This is a genomic window from Geodermatophilus sp. CPCC 206100, from assembly GCF_048569675.1.
Lineage (GTDB): Bacteria > Actinomycetota > Actinomycetes > Mycobacteriales > Geodermatophilaceae > Geodermatophilus.
Genome location: NZ_JAQISV010000007.1, coordinates 101,675 through 124,251, shown reverse-complemented (window position 1 = coordinate 124,251; position 22,577 = coordinate 101,675). Strand labels below are relative to the sequence as shown.

General features: G+C 74.2%; 17 protein-coding genes. 10 read left to right on the top strand and 7 right to left on the bottom strand.

The window, feature by feature from the left end:
• Nucleotides 1-3: 3 nt before the first annotated feature.
• Nucleotides 4-1,806, bottom strand: a complete 1,803-nt coding sequence (locus PGN05_RS04010) for a DUF222 domain-containing protein (protein ID WP_419751232.1) — start codon at nt 1,804-1,806, stop codon at nt 4-6.
• A 150-nt stretch (nt 1,807-1,956) separates the two neighbouring features.
• Nucleotides 1,957-2,856: a MerR family transcriptional regulator gene (locus tag PGN05_RS04005; RefSeq protein ID WP_419751231.1), complete on the bottom strand. Its 900-nt coding sequence runs from the start codon at nt 2,854-2,856 to the stop codon at nt 1,957-1,959.
• A 102-nt stretch (nt 2,857-2,958) separates the two neighbouring features.
• Between PGN05_RS04005 and malQ the strand changes: the two genes are divergently transcribed.
• From malQ to PGN05_RS03980, 5 genes are all read left to right on the top strand, one after another.
• Nucleotides 2,959-4,794: a 4-alpha-glucanotransferase gene (malQ, locus tag PGN05_RS04000; protein WP_419751230.1), complete on the top strand. Its 1,836-nt coding sequence runs from the start codon at nt 2,959-2,961 to the stop codon at nt 4,792-4,794.
• Between the two features lie 61 nt (nt 4,795-4,855).
• Nucleotides 4,856-5,167: a hypothetical protein gene (locus tag PGN05_RS03995; RefSeq protein WP_419751229.1), complete on the top strand. Its 312-nt coding sequence runs from the start codon at nt 4,856-4,858 to the stop codon at nt 5,165-5,167.
• 69 nt (nt 5,168-5,236) lie between these two features.
• Complete coding sequence (locus PGN05_RS03990) at nt 5,237-5,437, top strand: hypothetical protein (protein WP_419751228.1); 201 nt, start codon at nt 5,237-5,239, stop codon at nt 5,435-5,437.
• A gap of 62 nt (nt 5,438-5,499) precedes the next feature.
• Nucleotides 5,500-5,886 carry a hypothetical protein gene (locus tag PGN05_RS03985; RefSeq protein WP_419751227.1) on the top strand — a complete coding sequence of 129 codons (387 nt, stop codon included), beginning with the start codon at nt 5,500-5,502 and terminating at the stop codon, nt 5,884-5,886.
• A 13-nt stretch (nt 5,887-5,899) separates the two neighbouring features.
• The gene (locus tag PGN05_RS03980) at nt 5,900-6,706 is read left to right on the top strand and encodes a DUF998 domain-containing protein (RefSeq protein WP_419751226.1); all 807 of its coding nucleotides are present in this window, start codon (nt 5,900-5,902) and stop codon (nt 6,704-6,706) included.
• Nucleotides 6,707-6,710: 4 nt separating this feature from the next.
• Here the strand turns inward: PGN05_RS03980 and PGN05_RS03975 are convergent, their stop codons facing one another.
• Nucleotides 6,711-7,292, bottom strand: a complete 582-nt coding sequence (locus tag PGN05_RS03975; RefSeq protein ID WP_419751225.1) for a hypothetical protein — start codon at nt 7,290-7,292, stop codon at nt 6,711-6,713.
• A gap of 191 nt (nt 7,293-7,483) precedes the next feature.
• Between PGN05_RS03975 and PGN05_RS03970 the strand changes: the two genes are divergently transcribed.
• The 5 genes from PGN05_RS03970 to PGN05_RS03950 all read left to right on the top strand — a co-directional run bounded on the left by PGN05_RS03970 (nt 7,484) and on the right by PGN05_RS03950 (nt 17,246).
• Entirely contained in the window at nt 7,484-8,368 is an 885-nt protein-coding gene (locus PGN05_RS03970) for a universal stress protein (RefSeq protein WP_419751224.1), read from the top strand.
• Nucleotides 8,369-8,547: 179 nt separating this feature from the next.
• On the top strand, nt 8,548-10,695 hold the full coding sequence (locus PGN05_RS03965) for a fibronectin type III domain-containing protein (RefSeq protein WP_419751223.1): 2,148 nt from the start codon (nt 8,548-8,550) through the stop codon (nt 10,693-10,695).
• 388 nt (nt 10,696-11,083) lie between these two features.
• A complete protein-coding gene (locus PGN05_RS03960) occupies nt 11,084-13,072 on the top strand; it encodes a chitobiase/beta-hexosaminidase C-terminal domain-containing protein (RefSeq protein WP_419751222.1) in 1,989 nt (662 codons plus the stop codon).
• Nucleotides 13,073-13,411: 339 nt separating this feature from the next.
• Complete coding sequence (locus PGN05_RS03955) at nt 13,412-15,034, top strand: fibronectin type III domain-containing protein (RefSeq protein WP_419751221.1); 1,623 nt, start codon at nt 13,412-13,414, stop codon at nt 15,032-15,034.
• A gap of 178 nt (nt 15,035-15,212) precedes the next feature.
• Nucleotides 15,213-17,246: a peroxidase family protein gene (locus tag PGN05_RS03950; protein ID WP_419751220.1), complete on the top strand. Its 2,034-nt coding sequence runs from the start codon at nt 15,213-15,215 to the stop codon at nt 17,244-17,246.
• A 7-nt stretch (nt 17,247-17,253) separates the two neighbouring features.
• Here PGN05_RS03950 and PGN05_RS03945 read toward each other — a convergent pair whose 3' ends face one another.
• From PGN05_RS03945 to PGN05_RS03930, 4 genes are all read right to left on the bottom strand, one after another.
• Nucleotides 17,254-18,186: a DMT family transporter gene (locus tag PGN05_RS03945; protein WP_419751219.1), complete on the bottom strand. Its 933-nt coding sequence runs from the start codon at nt 18,184-18,186 to the stop codon at nt 17,254-17,256.
• Between the two features lie 90 nt (nt 18,187-18,276).
• Complete coding sequence (locus tag PGN05_RS03940; protein WP_419751218.1) at nt 18,277-19,269, bottom strand: ABC transporter substrate-binding protein; 993 nt, start codon at nt 19,267-19,269, stop codon at nt 18,277-18,279.
• A gap of 34 nt (nt 19,270-19,303) precedes the next feature.
• Nucleotides 19,304-20,929 (bottom strand): phytoene desaturase family protein, encoded by a 1,626-nt coding sequence (locus PGN05_RS03935; protein ID WP_419751217.1) that lies wholly within the window; start codon nt 20,927-20,929, stop codon nt 19,304-19,306.
• Nucleotides 20,930-20,933: 4 nt separating this feature from the next.
• The gene (locus PGN05_RS03930; protein WP_419751216.1) at nt 20,934-22,361 is read right to left on the bottom strand and encodes an aldehyde dehydrogenase family protein; all 1,428 of its coding nucleotides are present in this window, start codon (nt 22,359-22,361) and stop codon (nt 20,934-20,936) included.
• Nucleotides 22,362-22,577: the final 216 nt, after the last annotated feature.

Here is a 22,577-nt window from a genome sequence, read left to right as displayed (position 1 = left end):
TACCTAAAAATTCGAACGCAGAGCGCGCCGGGTGATCTTTCGTTCAGCCAGCCACTGCCGCCGCACAGATTCCGGCACCTCGCGCCAGAGCACGGGGAACCCGTGCCAGACGTCGGGGGCATGCTGATGCCCGCAGTAGGCATGCTCGCCGTCAGTGGCGTACCTCTTGCCGGGCTTGGTGGGGTGCTGGACGCTCTCAGCGAGGAGGGTCGGGCCATCCGCATGGGTAGGACACATCGATCCCGACGCTCCTCTCTGCCACGGTTCCTTGTGCTTCGGGTTGGGCTCGTACCTCAAGTGTCCCCCTCGTGCACATGCAAGTCGACGCAGGCTAACCCTTCCGTGGGTCAGTGGTTGGCCTTCGCGCTGCCGACACAACGTCCCCGAGGCAGACGTCTCCGCTGCGTAGCCATGCCTGACAGGACTTGCGACCGTTGCCAGACGACGCGCCGCCCTGCCTCTTACGCCCGCTCGCCTCGGTCCCGACGGTGCATTAGGCACTAGCGAGGTTCTCGCACGCCGTCGGCCGCCCCGGGCGTGTGGGAGGACGTGGTCCAGGTCGGCCCACCCGGCCTGGTTGCGGCAGCCGGGGTGGCGGCAGGTGCGGTCGCGCGTGGCGACCCAGCGGCGCTGGGCGGCGGTGGGCCGGTAGGCGTCGGTGGGCGCGGGCCGGTGCAGCAGCGGGCAGCCGCAGGCGGTGTCGGGGCCGTGGGTGGAGCAGCCGCGGCGGGCGATCCGCTCGACATCGCGGCGGGTGGTCGTGGCCAGCAGCGCTCCGCAGTCGTCGGTGATCGCGATCGTCATCGACCCGCCGGTGGGGGCCTGGAGGCCGCCCGGGCAGACGGCGTCCAACTGGGTGAGCAGCTCGCGCAGGTGAGCTGCGGTGATCGGTTGCCCGTCCACCTCCCCGGTCGGCTCAGGCCGGGCGAACACGGCAGGAACGGCGCCGCCCGTGGCGAGGAACCGGGCCGGGGCGAGCGCGTCGAGCGGGGCGGTGACGGTGAGCTGGGCGGTCACCGGTTCCCGGTCGGCGTCCCACGGCCGGAGCACCAGGCCGGCGAGCGCCCCGACCCGCAGCATGCCGAGCGGGCGCTGCTCGCCCTCCTCCTTCGCCGCCGCCCGCGCCAGCCCGTCGAGGACCTGGCGGCAGGCGGTGGAGAACTCGTGCGGCATGCGCGCCGCCAGCTCGGAGATGCCGTCGCCGATCGGCCGCACCACCACGTTCGCCCCGCGGAGGGCATCGTCGCGGCGGCGGCCGGCGGCGGCGGAGTCGCGGGCGGTCAGCTCGGTCTGAACGAGCGCCTGGAGCCGGCGGATGGACAGCTCACCGGCCCGCGGCAGCACCGCCGCCTCCACCGCCGCGACCACCCGGGGATCGGTGGCCCGCGCCTTCCAACCGAGCTCACCGGCGATCGCCCGCGCCCGCGGCCAGTCCAGCCGTCCCTCGGCCAGCGCGGCCCGGGTGGCCGGCAGCCTCTCGGTGAGCGTCGTCGCCTGGTCGATCAGCGTGGTCGCCGCGGCCCGCGAGGTGGCCAGCACCAGCGCCAGCTCGTCGGCGAAGAACTCGCTGACCCCCGCCGGCGCCCCGGGACCGGGCACCCCGTCGGACGCCGCGGCACCGGGCCGGCCGGGCTCGCGGTCGAACGTGTCCGGCCGGTCCCCCGCCAGGCCGGCCACCAGGTCCAGCTCGTAGGCCGCCAGCATCGCCTTCAGCTGCTGCAGCCGCCGCAGCTCCTCGACCTTCTCCGCCGCGCTGCGGATGTGCACCGGCAGGGCATCGGCGAGCTGGACCGGGACCGGGTCCACCGGGACACCGGCGGGCAGCACGAGGGGAGCGACCGTCAGGCCGACCCCGAACTCGCTCCCACCGAACACACCCAGAACCCAGAACGGGGGTACGACAGTTCCGGGCCCCTGACCAGGGCGGACGGGCAGATCGAGCACGGGCGACCCGGGTCAGGAGCGGGCGCGGAGGGCGGCGATCCACCACTCCACCGCCGGCACCGAGGGCTCGAACGGCGGCCAGCCGTTGAGCACCCCGAGCAGCTGCCAGTAGCGCTCCACCCGGGCGTCGGTGAACGTCGCGAGCCGGTCGGCGAGCTCGGCCCGGCGTCCGGGCGCGACCTCTCCCAGCCACTCGACGACCAGGGCCTCGGCACTCGGCGAGCCCGGCGTCAGCCCGGAGTCCAGTGCCCTGCGCCCGAGGGACACCATCCGCCCGGCGTCGGCTCCCAGCGTGTCCGGCTCCTCCGGGGTCGCCCCGGCGCCGGCCACGGCCATCTCCCGCACCCGGCCGGCGAAGGCGGGGTCGGCCACGAGCCGCGCCAGCTCCAGCCAGGCACCGACCTGCTCGGGGGTCGGCTCCTCCGGCAGCTCGGCGGGCAACGTGCGCATGCCCGCGGCGATCCCGGCGCCGGGCGCGTCGTCGGGCAGGCCGGCGAAGGCGCGCTCGACGAACTCGTCGATCATCTGCTGCCGCTCGCGGGCGGACAGGGTGGCCAGGTCGTGCACGATCCTCATCTCCTCCGTCGTGGTGCCCGCCGTCGCCACGAACCGCAGCAGGGTGCGGCGCAGGCGCAGCAGGCGGATCTCGGCGTCCAGCGCGCGGACGTGGTCGGCGGCCACCTCGGCCACCGTGCGCCGGCGTCCGAGCAGCTCCCGGATCGCCGGCAGCCCCAGGCCCAGCTCGCGCAGCGTCCGGACCAGGTCCAGCCGGGCGACGGCCGCGGCGTCATAGACCCGGTAGCCGCCGGCGGTGCGGGACGGCGGGTCGACCAGCCCCTCGTCCGACCAGAAGCGCACCGTGCGCACGGGGACCCCGAGCCGGTCGGCGAGCTGCCCGATGGTGAACGCCATGCGGAGCACCCTGCACCTTCCAGTCGCTGGAGGGTCAAGGGGAGACCGGCACCACTCTCCGCTTGCCGTGTGCGCACGCCACCGGGTGGGGAGTATCGGGGCGTGACGCGCACGCCACCCACTGACGAGTGGGGCATCGACCCCAGCTGGCTCGACGCCCTGGACGAGGAACACGAGGTCGACCAAGCCACGATCGACCGGCTCCGGGAGGTGATCGGCACCCCGCCGGCCGACCTCGACGAGCGCGCGCCGATCGTCGCCCGGCCCGGGGACGCGCTGGAGGTCGACGAGGCCGAGGTGACCTGCGAGGACGGCTCGGTCCGGCACGTGGACGGCGCGCTGCCCGAGGACTTCCCGCTCGGCTACCACTGGCTGCAGGTCCCCGGCGGGCCGCGGCGCCGGCTGATCGTCTCCCCCGGCCGCTGCTGGCTGCCCGAGGAGCGCGCCTGGGGCTGGGCGGTGCAGCTGTACGCCACCCGGAGCCGTGACAGCTGGGGCATCGGCGACCTCGCCGACCTGCGGGCGGTCCGCGAGATGGCCGCCGGTCAGGGCGCGGGCTTCGTCCTCATCAACCCGCTGCACGCCGTCGCCCCGACGGCGGGCCAGGAGGCCAGCCCCTACCTGCCGGCCACCCGGCGCTTCCGCAACCCGGTCTACCTGTCGGTCCCCGAGGTGCCGGGCGCGCAGGCCGTGGACCTGGACGACGAGGCCGGCCGCGCCCTGGGCGACGGTGACCTGATCGACCGCGACGCCGTCTGGGCCCGCAAGCGCGAGGTGCTCCGCCGGGTCTTCGACGCCGCCGGCCGCGCCGACCCCGCCTTCCCCGACTGGTGGTGGCACCAGGGCCAGTCGCTGCAGGACTGGGCCACCTGGTGCGCCCTGGCCGACGTCCACGGCGGGGACTGGCACGCCTGGCCGGAGGAGCTGCGCGACCCGCGCAGCGAGGCGGTGGGCCGCTTCGTCGCCGAGCACGAGCGGGACGTCGCCTTCCACGCCTGGCTGCAGTGGGCGCTGCACCTGCAGCTGGAGCGGGCGACCGAGGGCATGACCGTCATCCAGGACCTCCCGATCGGCGTGGCCGGCGGCGGCGCCGACGCGTGGACCTGGCAGGCGACCCTGGCGAACGGGGCCACGGTCGGCGCGCCGCCGGACGCGTTCAACTCCCAGGGCCAGGACTGGGGCTCGCCCCCGCTGATCCCGTGGCAGCTGCGCGCGGCGGACTACGAGCCGTTCATCCAGAGCATCCGCGCCACGATGGCCGGCGCGGGCGGGCTGCGCATCGACCACGTCATGGGCCTGTTCCGGCTCTGGTGGGTGCCCTCGGGCGGCAGCGCGGCCGACGGCGCCTACGTGCGCTACCCGGCCGAGGACCTGCTGGACATCGTCGCGCTGGAGAGCACCCGCGAGCAGGCGGTCGTCGTCGGCGAGGACCTCGGCACCGTGGAGGAGGGCGTCCGCGAGGCGATGGCCGAGCACGGCATCCTCAGCTACCGGCTGCTGTGGTTCGAGGAGGACGCCCCGGCCACCTGGCCGGAGACCGCGATGGCCGCCGTCACCACCCACGACCTGCCCACCGTGGCCGGGCTCTGGACCGGCTCCGACGTCGAGGAGCAGCGCGAGCACGGCACCGGGAGCGACGAGGAGCTCGAGCGCGGGCGCGCGTCGCTGCTCGAGCGGCTGCCGGGGCTGCGCAGGAACGCCAAGCCCGAGACGGCGGTGCGGCGCGCCCACGAGCTGCTCGCGCAGGCGCCGTCCCTGCTGCTGTCGGCCACCCTGGACGACGCCGTCGCCGAGCGCCGCCGGCCGAACATGCCCGGCACCACCGACCGCCCCAACTGGTCGCTGCCGCTGCCCGTCCTCGTCGAGGACCTGCCCGGGCACCCGCTCGTGCAGACGGTGGCCCGTACGCTCGCGGAGGGTGTCGGCCGGCACGACTGAGCCGCACATCCACCGCCGCGTCCGTCGAACGCCTGTTCGATGGGCGTGCCAGACTCACCCCATGGCCGGCGGCATGCACCCAGGACGGTCGGGCCGCTCCCTCGGGGAGCGGGCGGCGCAGTCCGGGGTGGCCCCCGCGCCGGTCCCCGAGCCCGTCCGCCCGGCGGCGACCAGCCGCCGGGCGGACGGCCGGGGCCGGCACTGCTGGGTGCACGACCCACCGGAGGCACCCGGGGTGTGGCCCGGCCTCCTCGTGGAGTGGCGGCAGGCCGACGGCGGCTGGCTGGGCCGGGTGACCTACGCGGTGCCCGGCGCGCACGGCCCCGTGCTGGTGGAGGCCTGGGTGCCGGCCGTGCTGCTGGAGCAACGCTGATCACCGGTTACCGCGGGCGAGCGCTGGCTATGGCCTCGGACGACGATCCCCGATGAGCGGAGAACCACGATGAGCGAGCCCGACCGCCCGACCCTCGACGACGTCATGGACACGACGGAGTCCGCGCCCCGCGACCGTGCGCAGCACGCCGGGGGCTACGACCGGCCCAGCGACGAGGCCCTCCAGCACCGCACCGAGCAGGAGCGGCAGCTGGTCGACTCCGACGACGCCGACCCGGCCGGCGCGGAGCCGCACTCGGCCACGGACTGAGCCCGGTGACGTCCCCGGGCCGGGGAGCACCGCGCCTCGGCCCGGAGGACGTCGCCTGCTGGGTGCTCAAGTCGACCCGGCTCCCCGCGGCCATCGACCCGGACTGGCGCGGTGGCGGCACCCGCGAGCTGACCCGCTGCGTGCGCCGCTCCTACCGGCTGCAGCTCATGCGGGCCGGGCAGCCCTGCCTGCTGTGGGTGAGCGGGCGGTCCGATCCGGGCGTCCACGCGCTCGGGGAGCTGACTGCCGAACCCGAGGAGCGGGCCGACGGCCCCGTCGTCGGCGTCCGGCTGACCCGCCTGCCCTCCCCCGTGCTGCGCGCCGACCTGCTCGGCGACCCGGCGGCCGCGACCGCCGAGGTGCTGCGCATGCCCGCCGGCAGCAACCCGTCCTGGCTGTCGCGCGCGGAGTTCGCCGCCGTCCTCGCCCGGGTCCCCGAGGGCCGCTGACCCGCCTGGGACCATGGCCTCCGTGACTCCCACCCGGTACCGCTGGGGCGCGCTCGCCTGGCTGCTCACGCTGCAGTTCTTCGTCGTCGAGGCCGTCGTCGCGCTGCAGGCCGACGGCTACTCCTACGCGGACGACGTGATCAGCGCGCTCGGTGCGGCGGCCTCCCCGGCGCATGCGCTGATGAACGCCTCCTTCCTCGCCCAGGGGGTGCTCATCGGCGCAGGCGCCGTCCTGCTGCGCCCGGCGCTGCGCGGGACCGGCGGCCGGCTGGCCCCGGCGTTCCTCACCGCGGCGGCGGTCGGGGTCGTGCTGGTGGGCCTGTTCCCCCAGGACGGCCGGGAGGCGCTGCACGAGGCGGGCGCCGGGCTCTACCTCCTGGGCGGCGGGCTGGCCCTGATCGCCCTCGCCTACGCCGTCCGGCCGCGGTCGGAGGCACTGGGGACGACGCTGGCCCTGCTCGGGCTGGTCGGCGTGGCGATGACCGTCTTCTTCGTCGCCGAGATCACCGGGTACCTCGGTGAGGGCGGCACCGAGCGGGCCGCGGCCTACGTGCTCCCGGTCGGGCTGGCGCTCGCCGGGGTCGGACTGCGGCGGCTGGCGGGACGGCCGGAGTCCGCCGGGCGGCTGACGCGGCGCGAGCAGCGGGCCCGGGAGCGGGCGGCCGAGCAGGACCGGCGCACCGAGCGGGCCCGCGAGCGCGACGCCGCCCTGGAGGCCTCGACCGGCACAGCCGGGCAGCCCGCGCCTCCGGCGGCCGACGGGCCCGACGAGGACTTCGACCCCGACGACCCCTGGGCTCGGACGCGGCGCCGGGAGTGACCGGTCAGCCGGCCGGCTCGACGCGCAGCACCTCGGCCACCGGACGCCGGCCCGAGTGCGGGGCGTCCCCGGTCGACGGATACCCCATCCGCAGCAGCATCTGCGGATAGCCGACCAGCGACAGCCGGCTGCGCAGCCGGGTGCGGGTGGCCGGCCAGTCCAGCGCCTGGGTGAGCGGAGAGGCGGCGACACCCTCGACCGTCGCGGCCAGCAGCAGCCGGCCCAGCGCCTGCCCCGACAGCAGCCACGCCCCTCGGTCGTCGCTCTCGGTGCCCAGCAGCACGACGGTGGGCCGCTCCACCGCCGGGGGCGGCGCGTCGGCCGCGTCCTCCGGCAGGAAGTGCCCGTGCGGCTCGCGGGTGCCGACGACGAAGTCGCGGATCAGCCAGTTGGAGGGCCGGGTGGCCGGGTCCTCGCTGGGGACCGCCTCGACGGGGACGCCGTCCAGCGCCGCCGGATCGGTGCGCAGCCAGCGCTGCAGCTCCGCGACGTACTCGGGGTCGCTGCGCTCGATCTCCTCCGCGCGGGAGATGAGGAAGACCGTGGCGACCTCCTCCTCCGACTCGGTGATCGGCTTGACCCACACCCCGAGTCGGCCGGCGTCGGCCTGCAGCCGGTCGACCAGCCCGGCGGGGAGACCGCGCGGCTGGAACGGCGCCCGCTCGGTGTGCCGCCGGGGGATCGCCTGCGCCAGCGCGGTGACGTCGGCCCCCCGTCCTGCCTACCCCATGACGCGTTGCGTGCGCGACAGCGGACGCTGCCGACAGGATGGGGGTCATGAGCTCCCCTGACCCCGCCGGACGGACCCTGCGCGTGCTCGTCGGCTACGACGGCTCACCGAGCGCCGTCAACGCCATCGAGGCGGCGGCGACCCTCGTGCCCTCCGCCCAGGCGTCGATCCTCAACCTGTGGGAGCCGCCGTTCACCTCGCCGGAGCTGCGCCAGCGGCTGGCCGGGCGGGCATCGGGGTTGCAGGCGCTGGGCGCCCTGCTGGAGAAGGAGGGGCGGGCGGAGGCCGAGCGCATGGCCGGCAACGGCGTCAAGCTCGCCCGCGCCGCCGGCTGGGACGCCGAGCCGCTGGTCAAGCGCACGTTCGGCGGTGACGGCTACCAGTTCGCCCGGACGGCGGAGGAGCTCGGCGCCGACCTGGTGGTCGTGGGCTCGCGCGGCCTGGGCGGCGTCCGCGCCAGCCTGGGCAGCGTCTCCGAGCTGGTGGTGCACGTCAGCCCGGTCCCGGTGCTCGTCGTCCCGCACCCGCTGACCACCGAGGAGTGGGCCGCGGCCGCCACCGGACCGATCCTCGTCGGGACCGACGGGTCGGCCGGCGCGGACCGGGCGGTGGCCGCGGCCGCCGCGCTGTTCCCCGGACGGCGCCAGGTGCTGGTCGCCGTCGCCGAGCCCGGGGAGGGCCCCGGCCCCACGGCCCCGGACGGCGCGGAGCTGCTCACCGTGCCCTGCGCGGGTCGGCCGGGCAGTGCCCGCGCGACCGCCGCCACCCTGGCCGAGACCGCCGCCGGGCGGGCCGCCGCGCTCATCGCGGTGGGCAGCCGCGGGCACTCCGTCAGCCGCGAGCTGCTGGTCGGCAGCGTCCCCGTGGCGTTGCTGCACTGCGCGCACCGGCCGGTGCTCGTCGTCCCGGCCGAGCCCTCGCCGGCCGGCTGACCCGGGGCCGGACCGCCCGGCGCGACCTGCGCGTTCGCCCGTTCGGGCGACCCCGGCTTGGGGCCAGGGCGCTCCCCTGCCGACGGCTGCCCGACGACGCGCCGGACACGGACCCTTCCTCCGCACAGGCCCCGGTCGACCGACCGAGGTCAGGACGAACGACTGCGGAGAGAGTCCCCATGACCACAGCACGACCCCTCCCGGGGAGTCGCGGACGCGGAGCCGCTCCCTCCGCGTCGCGACTGCTCCTGAGCGCCCGCACCCGGCGCGCCCTCGTCGCCGGCGTCCTGTCGGCGGCGACCGTCACGGCCGGCACCGTCGTCGTGGCCGGCATCGCGGCCGCCGGCACCCCGCCCACCGGACCGGGCAACATCGAGGTGTTCCCGAGCCGCGACATGGTCGCCATCGAGGGCTACGCCGCCCAGGCCGGCCAGACCGCGACCCTGACGGTCACCCGCGGCGGGCAGCAGATCGGCACCGCCACCGGAGAGGTCGACGAGACCGGCTTCATGGAGTGGAACCACGAGGCCAGCCCCCTCCCCGGCGGCGGCTTCGCGGGCTGCTTCGACGGTGTCACGCCCGACATCCGGGCCGGTGACCAGGTGGCCGTCCGCTTCGACCGGTCGCCGCTGGTCGACAGCATGTCGGTCAGCTCGGCGGCGGTCACGGAGGTCACCGCCAGCGACCCCACTCCGGGCACCACCAACTCCGTCACGATCTCCGGCACCTACGGCTCGGACGTGAGCCTCGACCGGTTCGCCGTCGAGGTGGTCAACCCCGAGATGCGCGACGCGGGCGCCATCGGTGAGCGGGCGATCGGCTGGAGCCCGAACGAGGCACCGGCGGCGACGCAGGGCCACACGGTCACGGGCACCGCCGCGAACGGCCGGTTCTCGGTGACCTTCGGCAACATGTCGCAGGAAGACCAGCAGATGGTCTTCGACGGCGAGAAGGTCGCGCTCAGCTGGATGGCCGACGCGACCGTCGTCGAGGCGCAGCTCGGCCTGACGCTGGCCGAGCACGGACTCGTCGGCGGCGGGGCTCCCGGCTGCCCGGCGGGACCGGACGGCGCGGAGCCCCCGGTGAGCGAGCACACCGTCGTGTGGACCAGCGACACGGAGGCGACGGTCACCTGGGCCGCGGCCGTGCCGGTCGCGGGCGCCGAGGCGGTCGACGGCTACAGCGTCGTCGCCGTCGACCAGACGGCCAACGGCCGCGGCGCCCACCGGCAGCTGGGCTACGAGGTCGGTGCGGACGCCACCCAGGTGGTCCTCGACGGCCTGGCCGCCGACGCCCTGTACGAGATCCGCGTGCGCTCGGTCGTCGACGGCGAGCTGAGCGCCGCGTTCCCGCTCGCCGGCACGACCACGACGCCCGACGACGGCGACACGACCGCGCCCGTCCTGACCGCCACGCCGGACTTCACCACCGGGACCGCCGCGGCCCCCGTCCGCACCTCGGCCGACCGCGTGCTCACTCTGTCCGCCGACGAGGGCGCGATCTACTACACCCTGGACGGCAGCGCGGTCACCACGGAGCCGGGCGGCAACGTCCCCTCCGCCACCGCGAAGCTGTACCCGGCGGGGACGCGGATCCCGGTGACGGGTCCGACCACCGTGTCCGTCGCGGTGATCGACGCCGCCGGCAACGCCACGCACGAGACCGGTGTGGTCGCCCCGGCGGCCGCGCAGCAGGCCGTGCCCCCGACGAACGTCGGGGTGACCGGGCTGCGCGCAGGGTCGGTCGACGTCGCCTGGAGCCCGGTGCCGGACGCGACCAGCTACCGGGTCCGGGTGTGGCTGCGCAAGGACGCGGTCCGCAACGCCAGCGGGGCGATCACCGCGCCCGCCACCACGACGGTGCAGACGCAGTACGACACGGTCGTGCCGGGCGCCAGCGCGACCGTCGCCCTGCCGCGCAGCGAGAGTGGCTTCCGCTACGTCTTCCGGGTGCAGTCGCGGACGCCTTTCGCGAGCACCTACTCGGAGTTCTCGGCGGACACCCCGGTCATCAGCGCCGTCGTGCCGGGTGACGACATCGGGCTGGTCCGGGCGCGGTTCGACGCCGGGGACGACTTCCAGATCGACGGCACCGGCAGCGTGGCCGGGGCGACGATCACCGTGCACCGGCAGAACGCGGCCGGTACCGGTCCGGTCCTCACCCCGATCCCGGGCTACCCGACCGCGACCGTCGGTGCGCTCGACGAGCTCGGCGTCGGTGCCTGGGACATCACCATGGATCCGGCTCCGGCGACCAACCCGGGCGTCATCTACCTCCTGTCCAGCAACGGTGACGTGGAAGGGCCGTTCACGGTCGAGGCACGCTGACGCCGTCCCGGCCGGGCCCCGCGGGAGGCCCGGCCGGGCGGCCGGACGACGGCACAGCTGCACGGCCCGAGGGCCCGTCACCGAGGAGGTGGCGGGCCCTCGGCCTGGGTGCCTGTCGCGGACCGGGTCGTTCCGGAAGTCGCCCCCGGATTGGGGGTCCTACTCCCCCCTCCTCACGGCTGCCTGGGGACCCCCCGTTCGAGCGACCGTTCCGGCACGGCCTCGGTCACCCGATCGGGGCGCTCGCTGGACAGCGGAGACCACCATGAGTCAGTTCCGATCGACCACTGCAGGTGGTCGCGGGGGCGGATCCGGAGCCACAGCTCCTCCCGCGTCGCGACTGCCCCGACCCACCAGGCGTGCAGGCCGCGTCCTGCTCACCGGCGCCATGGCTGTCGCCACCGGTGCCAGCGGCCTCTTCGTGGCCCACACCGCAGCCGCGGCACCGCCCGCCGCCCCGCACAACATCGTCGTCTTCCCCAACCGCGACTTCGTCACCGTCGAGGGCTTCCAGAACCGCGTCGGCCAGACGGCGACCCTCGAGGTCATCCGCGGCACCCAGGTGGTCGGCTCCGCGCAGAGCGTCGTCGCGGCCGGCGACGTCGCCTTCGAGGTCAACCACCCCGGGGGTGCCTGCTGGGGCGCCGGGACCGACCTCCAGGTGACCCCGGACATCCGCGCCGGTGACAAGGTGCAGATCCGGTTCGGGACGACCGTCCTCGGCGACACCGTCGTCCAGGACGCGGCCGTCCAGGGCAGCGCGGTCCGCACGGGGAACACCGTGACCGTGCGGGGCTACATCAACGACGGCGTCAACGCCGCGCAGGTCGAGCAGCGGGTCATCAACCCCGACCTCAAGGACACCTCCATCGGCCGCCGGGACATCCGCGCGGTGCCTGGTGGTACCGGGGACACCGGCTACACCTCCAGCCTGGCCATCGACGAGGCGGCCAACACCTTCACCGCGACCTACAACTTCACCGGCGCGGACGCGGCGGCGGTCGCCGAAGCGGTCGCCACCGGTGGCGGCGAGCGGATGATGTCCTGGCAGGTGCAGGACGCGGCCGGCAACCGGCAGGGCCTGACCATCGCCGAGACCGGCGAGCCCGGCGGTCCCGGCATGGGCGGCTGCCCGGCCGGTCCGGCCGACGCGGGCGCTCCGGCCGGCTCCTTCCAGGCGGTCAAGTCCACCACGGACCCGACGAAGACGGCGGTCTCCTGGACCCCGGCGGCCGCCGTGCCCGACGCCCAGGCCGTCACCGGCTACAGCGTCGTCGCCATCGAGGCCCTGCCCGCCGATGCGGCGCCCGACACCCCGCGCAACCAGACCGGTGTGCGGCTGGGCGCCTCGGCGACGAACACCACCCTCACCCTCGACCCGGCCAAGCAGTACGACATCGAGGTCCGGTCCATCGCCGGCCCCCGCATGAGCGAGGCCTTCACCGGCGGTCCGACCGCCGGCGGCGGGACGGGAGGCACCCAGGACGGCGTCGGCCCGGAGCTGACCTCGACCCCGGCCCTCAGCGAGACGGTGGCCAACGCGGCGAGCGTGACCGTGGCCGGCTCGGACGACATCTACTACACGACGGACGGCAGTGACGTCCTGACCGGGGACGTCCCTTCCGCCACCGCCAAGGTGTACTCGGGTCCGATCGCCATCACGGCGGCCAACACCCGGGTCAACGTCGTCGGCTTCGACGCTGCAGGTGACACGAGCACCCTCACCGGCCTCGTCTCGCCGGCTCCGGCGGCCGTGGCCGCGGTCCCGACCGGCCTCACGGTCGAGAGCGTCGGCGGTGCGGGTCCCGACGCCAACGCCCCGCAGGGACAGGTGAACCTGAGCTGGACCGGGGTCAGGGACGCGACGGACTACCGCATCCAGGCGTGGACCGTGACCGGGACCGGTGCGACTGCGGTCGCCACCCGTGCGGCCCAGTACGACAAGATCGTGACGACGTCCACCGCGGAGATCACGAACCTGCCCAAGAACGCCGACGGGCAGCGGTACCGGTTCCGGGTCGCGTCGCGGACGCCCAACAGCACCGCGTTCTCGGCCAACTCCACGCCGGTCGACGCGGCCGTCCCCGGCGACACGGTCGGGATCGAGCTGGCCGACTACCGGACCGGCACCGAGTTCCGGCTCGGCGGCAGCGGCAGCATCGTCGGTGCCACCATCACCGTCCTCCGCTCGAACACCGCGGGCACCGCGCCGACCACGACGGTCCTCGGGACCGCGCCGGTCACGGCCCTCGCTCCGCCGGAGGTCGGCGGGGAGTGGGAGCTGCGGCTCTCGCCTCCGCCCGCCAACCCGGGCAAGGTGTTCATCAGGTCGAGCCAGGGCGGCGTGGCCGGTCCGTTCGACGTCACCGTCCGGTGACCCCGTCCCGGGCGGTCCGGCACCCCAGCCGGGGGTGAGCCCGCCCGGGGAGCACCACACCTGAACACACCGAGGGCCCGTCACCAGCCGGTGACGGGCCCTCGGCCTGCCCGGTGAGGCCCGTCGGCCCTGGCCGGCACCCACGGATTGGGGGGCAACCCTCCCCCTCTCGACGGCTGCCCGCACCTCGGCGACCTCGACAGGCTTGCTCCACACGTCCCGGCAACCCGCTCGAGGACGGGGGGCCCGACGCACCACCGGAGGGGAACGGCCATGAGCCTGTTGAGACGACGATCCACCAGCACCGCAGCCGGAGGCAGTGCACGACGAGGCCGGAAGGTGCTGGCCGGCCTGGCTGTGGCCGCCCTGCCGCTGAGCCTGGCGACCACCTCGATGGCCGCTACCGAGATCACCGTGAAGAACCCCGGCCAGCTCGTGCAGGCCGGTCCGGTCAACCCGGCGTACGGGTTCCCGGCCTGGTACGAGGACAAGAACGGGCTGCGCCTCGAGCCCTGCCTCGACATGTTCAACCCGCTGTGCAACATCCTCCCGGACGAGGTCCCCAACCCGTCCGCGCAGGTCTCCTTCCCGGACAACTTCCCGGGCGAGTTCTTCTACCAGCTGGCCGAGGCGGAGGTGACGCTGCGCGGCGGCGGTACCGCTCAGCTGACCCTCGGCCTCGAGGGCGCGTGGCTGAACGAGGAGGTCAACCCCGGCGACCAGACCGTCTTCGCCCGGGTCCGGGTGGACGTCGACGACGCCGCCCCGGGCACGACGTTCCGCTTCAAGCACCCGTTCGGTGAGCTGACCGTCGACACCGACGCCCGCGGTCGTGGCCGATTCGTCCAGGACGTCTCGCCGGCGCTGGGCAACTTCGACACCCCGCTGGCGGGCAACTTCGGGCCGTTCCTCCGGTGGCGACCGGGCGTCGCCCCGGCCGCACCGGCCGGCTACGTCGGTGACCCCAACGTCCCGCACCAGGTGACCGGCGGCCTGGCCGGCTGGAACCGGTTCACCGCCTGGCAGGGCACCCTCCAAGAGGGCACCACCGACATGTTCACCATCTCGGGCAAGATCGCGGTGAACACCGGCCTCAAGGTCGACCAGGCGTCGGTCAGCGGCACCAACCTCGACGTGTTCGCCACCAGCAAGGGCAACCAGCTGGAGGTCGTCGGCCAGGCCGGCAAGTTCGCCACCACGCCCATGGAGCACGACGCGGGCTCGGACCGGTTCTACGTCCGCCTCCCGCTCCAGGCGGGCGCGGCCGCGCCGACCGAGATCACCGTGCGCAACCTCGGGGACAAGCCGGTCAGCACGAGCACGTACAAGATCAACGGCGTGTCCGTGAGCCAGGCGACCTACGACGGGACGAACCTCACCGTCGCGGCGTCGGCTGTCGCACCGGCCTCCTACCCGCTCACCGTCGTCGGCATCGGGACCCTCGACTCCGCTGCGGCCAAGGCCTTCCCGATCTCCGCTCCGCCGGCGGTCGTGACGGTCAAGGACGCCAGTGGCGCCACGGGCACGCTCCAGGTGAGCATCACCGACGGTCCGGCCAGCCCCGGCGGCACCCCGCCGGCCGAGCCGGGCACCGACCCGGGCCCGGTCACCGACCCCGGTGGCGGCCCCGGCACGGAGACCCCGGCCACCGTGCCGGGTGCGCCCACCCTGGGCACCCTGACGGCCGGCAACGCCTCCGCCGTCGTCAACTGGACGGCCCCGGCCAGCGACGGCGGCGCCGCGATCACCGGCTACCGCATCACCGCGGTACCGGTGGCGCCCGCCGACAACCCCGGCGCCGTCCTGCCCGCCACGGTGACCGCGAACGCCGACGCCACGGCCACCTCGACCACGCTGAGCGGCCTGGTCAACGGGCAGCGGTACAACGTCCGCGTCCGGGCGATCAACTCGGCCGGCGTCGGTGACGGGTCCCTGGGCAAGGCGGTCACCCCCACCGCCTGACCGCACCGCGCAACCCAGGGCCCGTCACCAGCCGGTGGCGGGCCCTCGGCCTGTCCGGAGCCCCGCAGATTGGGGGGCGGAGACCCCCACGATCGCGTCTGCCCAGGTCAGGCGCCAACCGACAGGCTCATCCCATTGCGGGCCAGGAGGTCCTCACGAAGCCGGGGGGCGACGACAGATGCAGCACGACGACACGACCGCGGGTGTGTGCCCGTTCAGCGGCGCGACGGCTCCGAGGCCGGCCGGCGGGGTGAGCCGGCGGGGGTTCCTCACCACGGCGCTGACCGCGGCCATGGTGCCGGCCGTCGGCGGGATCGGGGCCACCGCCCTGGCCGCCGAGGAGGCGCCGGCGGGCGGCACCGCGGCGCCCGCGCCGACCGCGCCGGCCGAGACCGCAGCCCACGCGGTGGGCGACCCGCGCGGGGCCCAGATCGTGGCCCAGGCGGGGCGGACCAAGCGCGCGCGGTTCGGCCTCATGTTCCCGCAGCTGCCTGCCTACGCACCCGCCGACGGGTTGCTGCGGTGGCTGGCCGAGGACATGAACGACGGCAAGGCGCCGCTCTCCGACGTCCGGGACAGCGACCTCGCCTTCGACAACCCCGGCATCCCCGCCGGCTACATCTACTTCGGCCAGTTCGTCGACCACGACATGACGCTGGACAAGACGCCGCTGACCCAGCGGCTGCAGGACCCGCTGGCCATGACCAACTACGACAGCCCGCGGTTCGACCTCGGCAGCGTCTACGGCAAGGGCCTCACCGGCAGCCCCGAGCTCTACGACCCCGCCCGCCCGGGGTATCTGAAGGTCAACCCGCACGACGACATCGTCGACCTGCCGCGCGACGAGGTCGGCGCCGCCTACCTCGGCGACCCGCGCAACGACGAGAACCTCATCGTCGCCCAACTGCACACGGTCTTCATCCGGCTGCACAACAAGTTGATGGACCAGGGCAACTCCTACGCCCAGGCCCGGAAGACGTGCCGCTGGCACTTCCAGTGGCTGATCGTCAACGACTACCTCCCGCGCATCGTCGGGCAGGACGTGGTCAACAGCCTCATCAAGCGCGACGGCACGGGGCCGATCAGGTTCGCGGGCACGTTCTACAAGCCGGAGGACACCGCCCGTCCCTACATGCCCGTCGAGTACTCCGGCGCCGCCTACCGCTTCGGCCACAGCATGATCCGCGCGGAGTACGAGGTGCAGGACGGCCACACCGTGCCGATCTTCGGCAAGGACGGCTTCGAGGACCTGCGCGGCAGCCGACCGCACCCGCAGAACCTCTGGATCGACTGGAACTACTTCTTCGACATCCCCGGGCTCGAGCCGCCGGACGACCGCAACATGGCCCGGCTCATCGACACCGACATCTCGCTGCCGCTGTACACGCTGCCGTCGACCGTGGTGGCCCCCACCGACAAGGCGATCGTCGCGCTCGCCGAGCGGAACCTGCTCCGCGGCAAGCGGCTGGGTCTGCCCTGCGGCCAGGACGTCGCGAAGGCGATGGGCATCACCCCCCTGACCAACACCCAGCTGGGACTCAAGCAGCCGGGCTGGGAGGGCAAGGCCCCGCTGTGGTTCTACGTGCTCAAGGAGGCCGAGCTCGTCAACAAGGGTCGCAAGCTCGGCCCGGTCGGCGGCCGGCTCGTCGCCGAGGTGATCCTCAACATCCTGGCGATGGACCCCGAGTCGTACTTCAACGCCAAGCCCGGCTTCCAGTGGAAGCTGAAGCTCGGCATGGGTGACCTCATCCTCCTGGCCGACGCACTCGACCCCCGCTCGCGCATCGTGCAGCCCGACGACGAGGAGACCGGTCCCCTGCCGCTCGAGCCCGGCGAGGAGATCAACCCGGAGGCGACCACGCCGGTCGACTCGGGCACGCTCCTCGAGGGCGCCGACCAGGGCGGCACGACCACCGTGACCGCGCCGGGTGCGCCGAGCATCGGCGCGCTGACGCCCGGGGACGCCTCGGCGGCGATGACCTGGCGCAAGCCCGACAGCGACGGCGGCAAGCCCATCACCGGCTACCGGATCTCGGCGGTCCCGACCGACGGCGGCACCGCCGTCGGGATGAGCGTGGGGGCCACGGCCTTCGAGGCGACGGTGACCGGCCTGGTCAACGGAACCGCCTACAACGTGCGGATCCGGGCGCTCAACGAGGTGGGCATCGGCGAGGGATCACCGGGCAAGCAGGTCACGCCGGCCGCCGGCTGACCTCCGGTCAGGCCGCCGCCCCGGCCTCCTGCGGCACCGTCGCGGGAGGCCGGGGCCGGCCCCGTCGGCGGGACAGCGCGACACCGGCCAGGCACACCGCGCCGCCGACGACGGCCAGCGCGGGTGGCACCTCGTCCAGCAGCAGCCAGCCCAGGAGGATCACCAGCGGGGGCACCAGGTAGGTCGTGACCCCCAGTCGGCCGGCGTCCATGCGGGCCAGCGCGTAGGCCCAGGTGCTGAAGGCCAGCGCCGTGGGGACCGCGCCCAGGTAGACCAGCCCGGCGATCGAGCCGGCCGGGGCGGTCTGCAGCTCACCGGCGAGCGCGCCGGCCCACGGCAGGCAGCAGACCGCGCCGGTGACGCAGGCGATCAGGGTCACCTGCAGCGGGGGCAACCGGCGCAGCAGCGGCTTCTGCGCGACCACCCCGGCGGCGTAGGTCACCGCGGCGACCAGACAGAACACCACCCCGAGCACGTCGGCCTCGGCTCCCCGGGTGGCCAGCCCGATGAGCAGCACCCCGGCGAAGGCCACGGCGAGGCCGGCGACCAGCGGCCGCGGGAACCCCTCGCCCAGCAGGAGCCCGGCGAGGACGGCGATGAGGATCGGCCCGACGTTGACCAGCATCGCCGTCGTCCCGGCGTCCAGGTGCCGTTCGGCGGCGTTCAGGGCCAGGTTGTAGATCCCGAACCAGCCGACGCCGCAGATCGCCAGCAGCCCCCACTCGCGCCGCGTCGGGGCCACCCACCGCTGTCGCGACACGGCGAACAGCGCCGCGAGAACGACGGAGCCGACGGCCAGCCGGCCCAGCGCCAGCGCCCCCGGGGAGAGGTCGGCGCCGACGGCCCGGATGCCGACGAACGCCGACGCCCAGGCCAGCAGGGTGACGACGACGGCGGCGAGGACGGGGAGGCTGCTGGCACGGGACGGCGGAGACGGCACGAGCCGGACCCTAGGCCGCACTCCCGGCCCGGCACCGGCGGGTTCCGGACGCCGTCCTCTCCGCTGCGGGATCCGGCAGGAACGCTGCGGTCAGGGCAGCAGCGCGCGCACGTCGACCTCGCCGGTGATCATCCCGTACTCCCGCGCGAGCTCCGCCTGCTCCTGGAGGTGCTCGAGGTCGAGCGAGCCGTCGAACCGGGACAGGGTCATCTTCTCGAGGGCCTCCGGCGCGATCTCGGTGTACTCCCCGATCGTGGCCCGGAGCTCGTCGGGGTGCTCCTGGGCGTAGGCCAGGGACTCCTCCATCGCCGAGCTGAACGCCTCGACCGCGTCGGGGTTGCTCTGCGCGTAGGGCTCGGTCGTGAAGTACGAGGCGATGAGGAAGTCGGGGTCGGTCTCCGCCCAGTTCCACACCACCGGCGTGACCCCCTGCTCGAGGGCGCCACTGAGGAAGGGCTCGACGAGGACCGCCGCGTCGACCCGGCCCTCCGTGAGCGCCGCCGTCTGGTCCGGCCAGGGGATCTCGACCCAGTTGATCTGGCCGGCGTCGCCACCGTCGCTGTCGACGACGTGGCCGACCGTCATGACGAAGTTGTTGCCCAGCGTGTTGGTGGCGACCGTGGCGCCGGCGAGGTCCGCGGCGCTCTCGACGCCCGATCCCGGCACGGTGACGACGGCCGAGACGTCCCGCCCGACCTCCCCGGTGCTGAACGCGCCGGGAGCGACCACCTGCAGCGGCAGCCCCTGGTCGGCAGCCACCAGGATGGAGCCGAAGTTGGAGAAGCCGAAGTCGAACTCCCCGCTGACGACGGCGGGGACGACCGCGGCGCCGCCCTGGCTGACCTGGAGCGTGACGTCGAGCCCCGCGTCCTCGAAGAAGCCCTGATCGATGCCCAGGTAGATGGGCGCGACGTCGGCGTTGGGCAGCACCCCCACGGTGATGCTGGTGAGCTCCCCCTCGGCGGTCGCGGCCGCCTCGTCGTCTCCCGCCCCCGAGCTGCCTCCGGCCGTTCCGCAGGCCGTCAGCGCGACCACGGCGGCGGTGACGCACCCGACGGGACGGGCTGCGCTTCTGAACCCCATGTCAGGACTCCCTCGTCTCGGTTCGGAACCGCGGTCAGCCGACGGGCGTCGGACGATCCGCTGCCTTCTGCAGTGCGGCTCGGACGTCGACGGGCTGCCACCACGGCTCCAGGCCGAGGTCCTCGGCGATGATCCGGGAGACGATGTAGCCCGCGCCGCCGGAGATGGCCCCGCCGGGGTGGGTGGGCGAGCCGGCCATGTAGAGGTTCGAGATCGGCGTGCGGTAGCCGAAGTGGTTCCACATGCTCTGCTCCCCGGCGAAGGAGCCGACGAAGATGTCGCCGTTGACCATGTTGATGAGGTCACGGCTGTAGTCGTTGGCCGTGTACGTCCAGGTGTGCAGGATGTTGTCCGGCGTCATGTTGGGGGCGTACCGACGCCACACCTCGAGGATGCGCTCGGTGATCTCGGCCTTGACCGGCTCGATGTTGGCCGGGTCGCCGCCGGGCGCGTACGGCATGGCGTACCACGCGTAGGCGGTGTGGTGTCCCGGGGGCGCCTGGGAGGGGTCGAACTGCGTGATGGACCCGGTGCCGAACGACGTGAGGTCGGGGACGCGCCCCTGGGCCACCTGGTTGTGCAGCTCGAACAACTCCTCCATCGTCTCCGCGCCGACGTTGTACTTGAGCGCGCGGTTGATGTTGGGGTCGAAGTCGGCGCCGACGTAGCCGGGGGCGTTCTCGAGCGCGAGGTGGACGCCGAACAGGCTCCAGGCGGTCTGCTTGAAGGCGTCGACCTTCGCGCGGTACTCGGCGGGCAGCTGGTCACGCCCGACCAGGGTGTTGAACGTCTGCGGCACGTCGATGGTGCTGGCGACGAACTGCCCGGCGTGCAGGCTGCGCCCGTCGCTCAGCTCGACGCCGGTGGCCCGCCCGCCGTCGACGACGATCCGCGCGACCTCGGCGTGGTTGAGGAAGGTGCCGCCGGCACGGATGAAGCCCTCCATCAGCCCGCGGGCGAGGTTCCAGCTGCCGCCGACGCACACCTGGTACCCGGCGGAGAGGTCGAACCCGCGGACGGTGGCGCCCATGGGGCTCCGCTGGGTGACCGCGTCGTAGAGCACCGTGCCGAACAGGGAGAGCTTGAAGAGCATGAGCAGCTGCACCCGCTCGTCGACGAACAGCTCCTTGACCAGGTCCAGCGGCTGCCGCTCGATGATCTGCAGGAAGTCGCGCCCGGTCTCGCTCCGTGACAGCAGGTCGTCCCGCTCCGCCTCGGCCAGCGGCTCGGAGTACCGCTCGGCGAGGAAGACCGCGTTGCTGATCGCCTCGGCCCGGCGGTTCCAGTCGCGGAACGTCTCGGCGTCCTGCGTCGAGAAGCGGGCGATCGAGGCGACCGTCTCCTCCACGTCGCGGGAGATGACCAGCGACGTCCCGTCCAGGTGGGGCTGGGCGAACTCGTAGCGCGGGGTGACGTACGGGACGGAGGAGGACAGCCCCAGGTCCCGGTACCACGGCGTCTCGGTGATGTTGAAGTGGTTGATCGAGTGCGGGTTCTGGTAGAAGCCGGGCGGGCCGGGCTGGACGGTGCTGAGGCCGCCGCCGTACACGAGCCGGCGCTCCAGGACGGCGATCCGGAGGCCGAGCCTGGACAGGTAGGTCCCGAGGACCAGGCCGTGCTGGCCGGATCCGATGATGATGCCGTCGTAGGTCTCGGCCACCGTGCTACTTCCCTTCGACGCGGATGTAGACGTTCTTCTGCTGGGCGTACGAGGTGAGCTCCTCGACGCCTTCCTCCCGGCCGACGCCGCTGTTCTTCACCCCGCCGAACGGGGTGCCCGGGATGTGCACGGAGCTGGCGTTGACCCAGACGTACCCGGCCTCGAGCTCACTCGTGGCGCGCATCGCGGTGTCCAGCGAGGAGGTCCAGACGCTCGCCGTCAGCCCCAGCGGCAGCGCGTTGGCCAGCGCGACGACCTCCTCGTGGTCGTCGAACGGCACGACCGCGAGGACGGGGCCGAAGACCTCCTCGGTCAGCAGCACCGAGTCGCACGGACCGCCGTCGAACGCGAACACCGTCGGCTCGATGAACAGGCCCTTCTCGTCCCTGCGGGACCCGCCGACCACGAGCCGCGCCCGCGGGTCGTCCAGGCCGGCCTCGACGTAGCGCGAGACCCGGTCGTACTGGCCGCGGTGGACGATCGCGCCGACGTCGGTGGTCTCGTCGAACGGGTCGCCGACCCGCAGCCCGCCGAGGCGGGCCTCGACGCCGGCCAGGAACCTGTCCCACACCGACCGGTGGACGTAGGCCCGGGACGTGGAGCCGCAGGACTGGCCCTGCCAGGTGAAGTTCATGCCGTGCACGGCGCCGGCCACGGCGGCGTCCAGGTCCGCGTCGGCGAAGACGATCAGGGGGTTCTTGCCACCGAGTTCCAGCGTGACCACCTTGACGCGGTCCGCGGCCGCCTGGCGCTGGATGTGCAGGCCGGTCTCGACGCTGCCGGTGAAGGCGATCCGGGGGACGTCGGGGTGCGACGTCAGCCGGGCACCCACCGTGCTGCCGAGTCCGGTGACCACGTTGACCACGCCGGGCGGGAAGATCTCGGCGCACAGCTCGCCGATCCGCAGCGCGGACAGGGACGTGTGCTCCGACGGCTTCAGCACCACCGTGTTCCCCGCGACCAGGGGCGCGGCCAGCTTCGTCGCGGCGAACATCAGGGGGTGGTTGAAGGGCACCAGCCGACCGACGACGCCGAAGGGCTCGAAGACCGTGAAGTCGATGCCGCCCGGAGCCGGGATCGACTGGCCGCGCAGCTCCAGGGCCAGGCCGGCGAAGTAGCGGACCTGGTCCACGGCCAGGCGGACGTCGTTGCGGAGCATCCGGAGCGGGGAGCCGTTGTCCAGCGCGTCCAGCTGCGCGAGCTCCTCGCCGTGGGCGGCGACGGCGTCGGCGAGCCGACCGACGAGCCGGCCGCGCTCGGCGGCCGGGGTCGCCCGCCAGCCCGGGGAGGCGGCCTTCGCCGCCGCGACGGCACGGTCGACGTCCGCCGCGGTGCCGGCGGGGATGCCGGCCACGGTGTCGCCGGTGGCCGGGTCCACCACGTCCAGCACCCCGGCACCGGCCGGGACGTGCGGCGCGCCGTCGATGACCATGCGCCACTCCCGGTCGACCAGGGACCTGGCTCCCGCCGCTGTCGGCACTCCACGCTCCACTCGTCGTCGGACCGTGTTCGACTCTGCGGAACGCTGGACCGCTCTGTCGAACGCATGTGATGCTAGGCACGACCGCCAGCGGGGGTCAAGGGACGGCGCCCGACGCCGACGCCTCGCGCAGGAGCGGTGCTGGAACACGACCGGGAGGATCACCAC

Excerpts from the sequence above, each read along its gene's own strand:
- PGN05_RS04005 (WP_419751231.1), bottom strand. The coding sequence starts at position 2,856 with ATGGCGTTCACCATCGGGCAGCTCGCCGACCGGCTCGGGGTCCCCGTG.
- PGN05_RS03995 (WP_419751229.1), top strand. The coding sequence starts at position 4,856 with ATGGCCGGCGGCATGCACCCAGGACGGTCGGGCCGCTCCCTCGGGGAG.
- PGN05_RS03990 (WP_419751228.1), top strand. The coding sequence starts at position 5,237 with ATGAGCGAGCCCGACCGCCCGACCCTCGACGACGTCATGGACACGACG.
- PGN05_RS03980 (WP_419751226.1), top strand. The coding sequence starts at position 5,900 with ATGGCCTCCGTGACTCCCACCCGGTACCGCTGGGGCGCGCTCGCCTGG.
- PGN05_RS03970 (WP_419751224.1), top strand. The coding sequence starts at position 7,484 with ATGAGCTCCCCTGACCCCGCCGGACGGACCCTGCGCGTGCTCGTCGGC.
- PGN05_RS03965 (WP_419751223.1), top strand. The coding sequence starts at position 8,548 with ATGACCACAGCACGACCCCTCCCGGGGAGTCGCGGACGCGGAGCCGCT.
- PGN05_RS03960 (WP_419751222.1), top strand. The coding sequence starts at position 11,084 with ATGGCTGTCGCCACCGGTGCCAGCGGCCTCTTCGTGGCCCACACCGCA.
- PGN05_RS03950 (WP_419751220.1), top strand. The coding sequence starts at position 15,213 with ATGCAGCACGACGACACGACCGCGGGTGTGTGCCCGTTCAGCGGCGCG.
- PGN05_RS03940 (WP_419751218.1), bottom strand. The coding sequence starts at position 19,269 with ATGGGGTTCAGAAGCGCAGCCCGTCCCGTCGGGTGCGTCACCGCCGCC.
- PGN05_RS03930 (WP_419751216.1), bottom strand. The coding sequence starts at position 22,361 with ATGGTCATCGACGGCGCGCCGCACGTCCCGGCCGGTGCCGGGGTGCTG.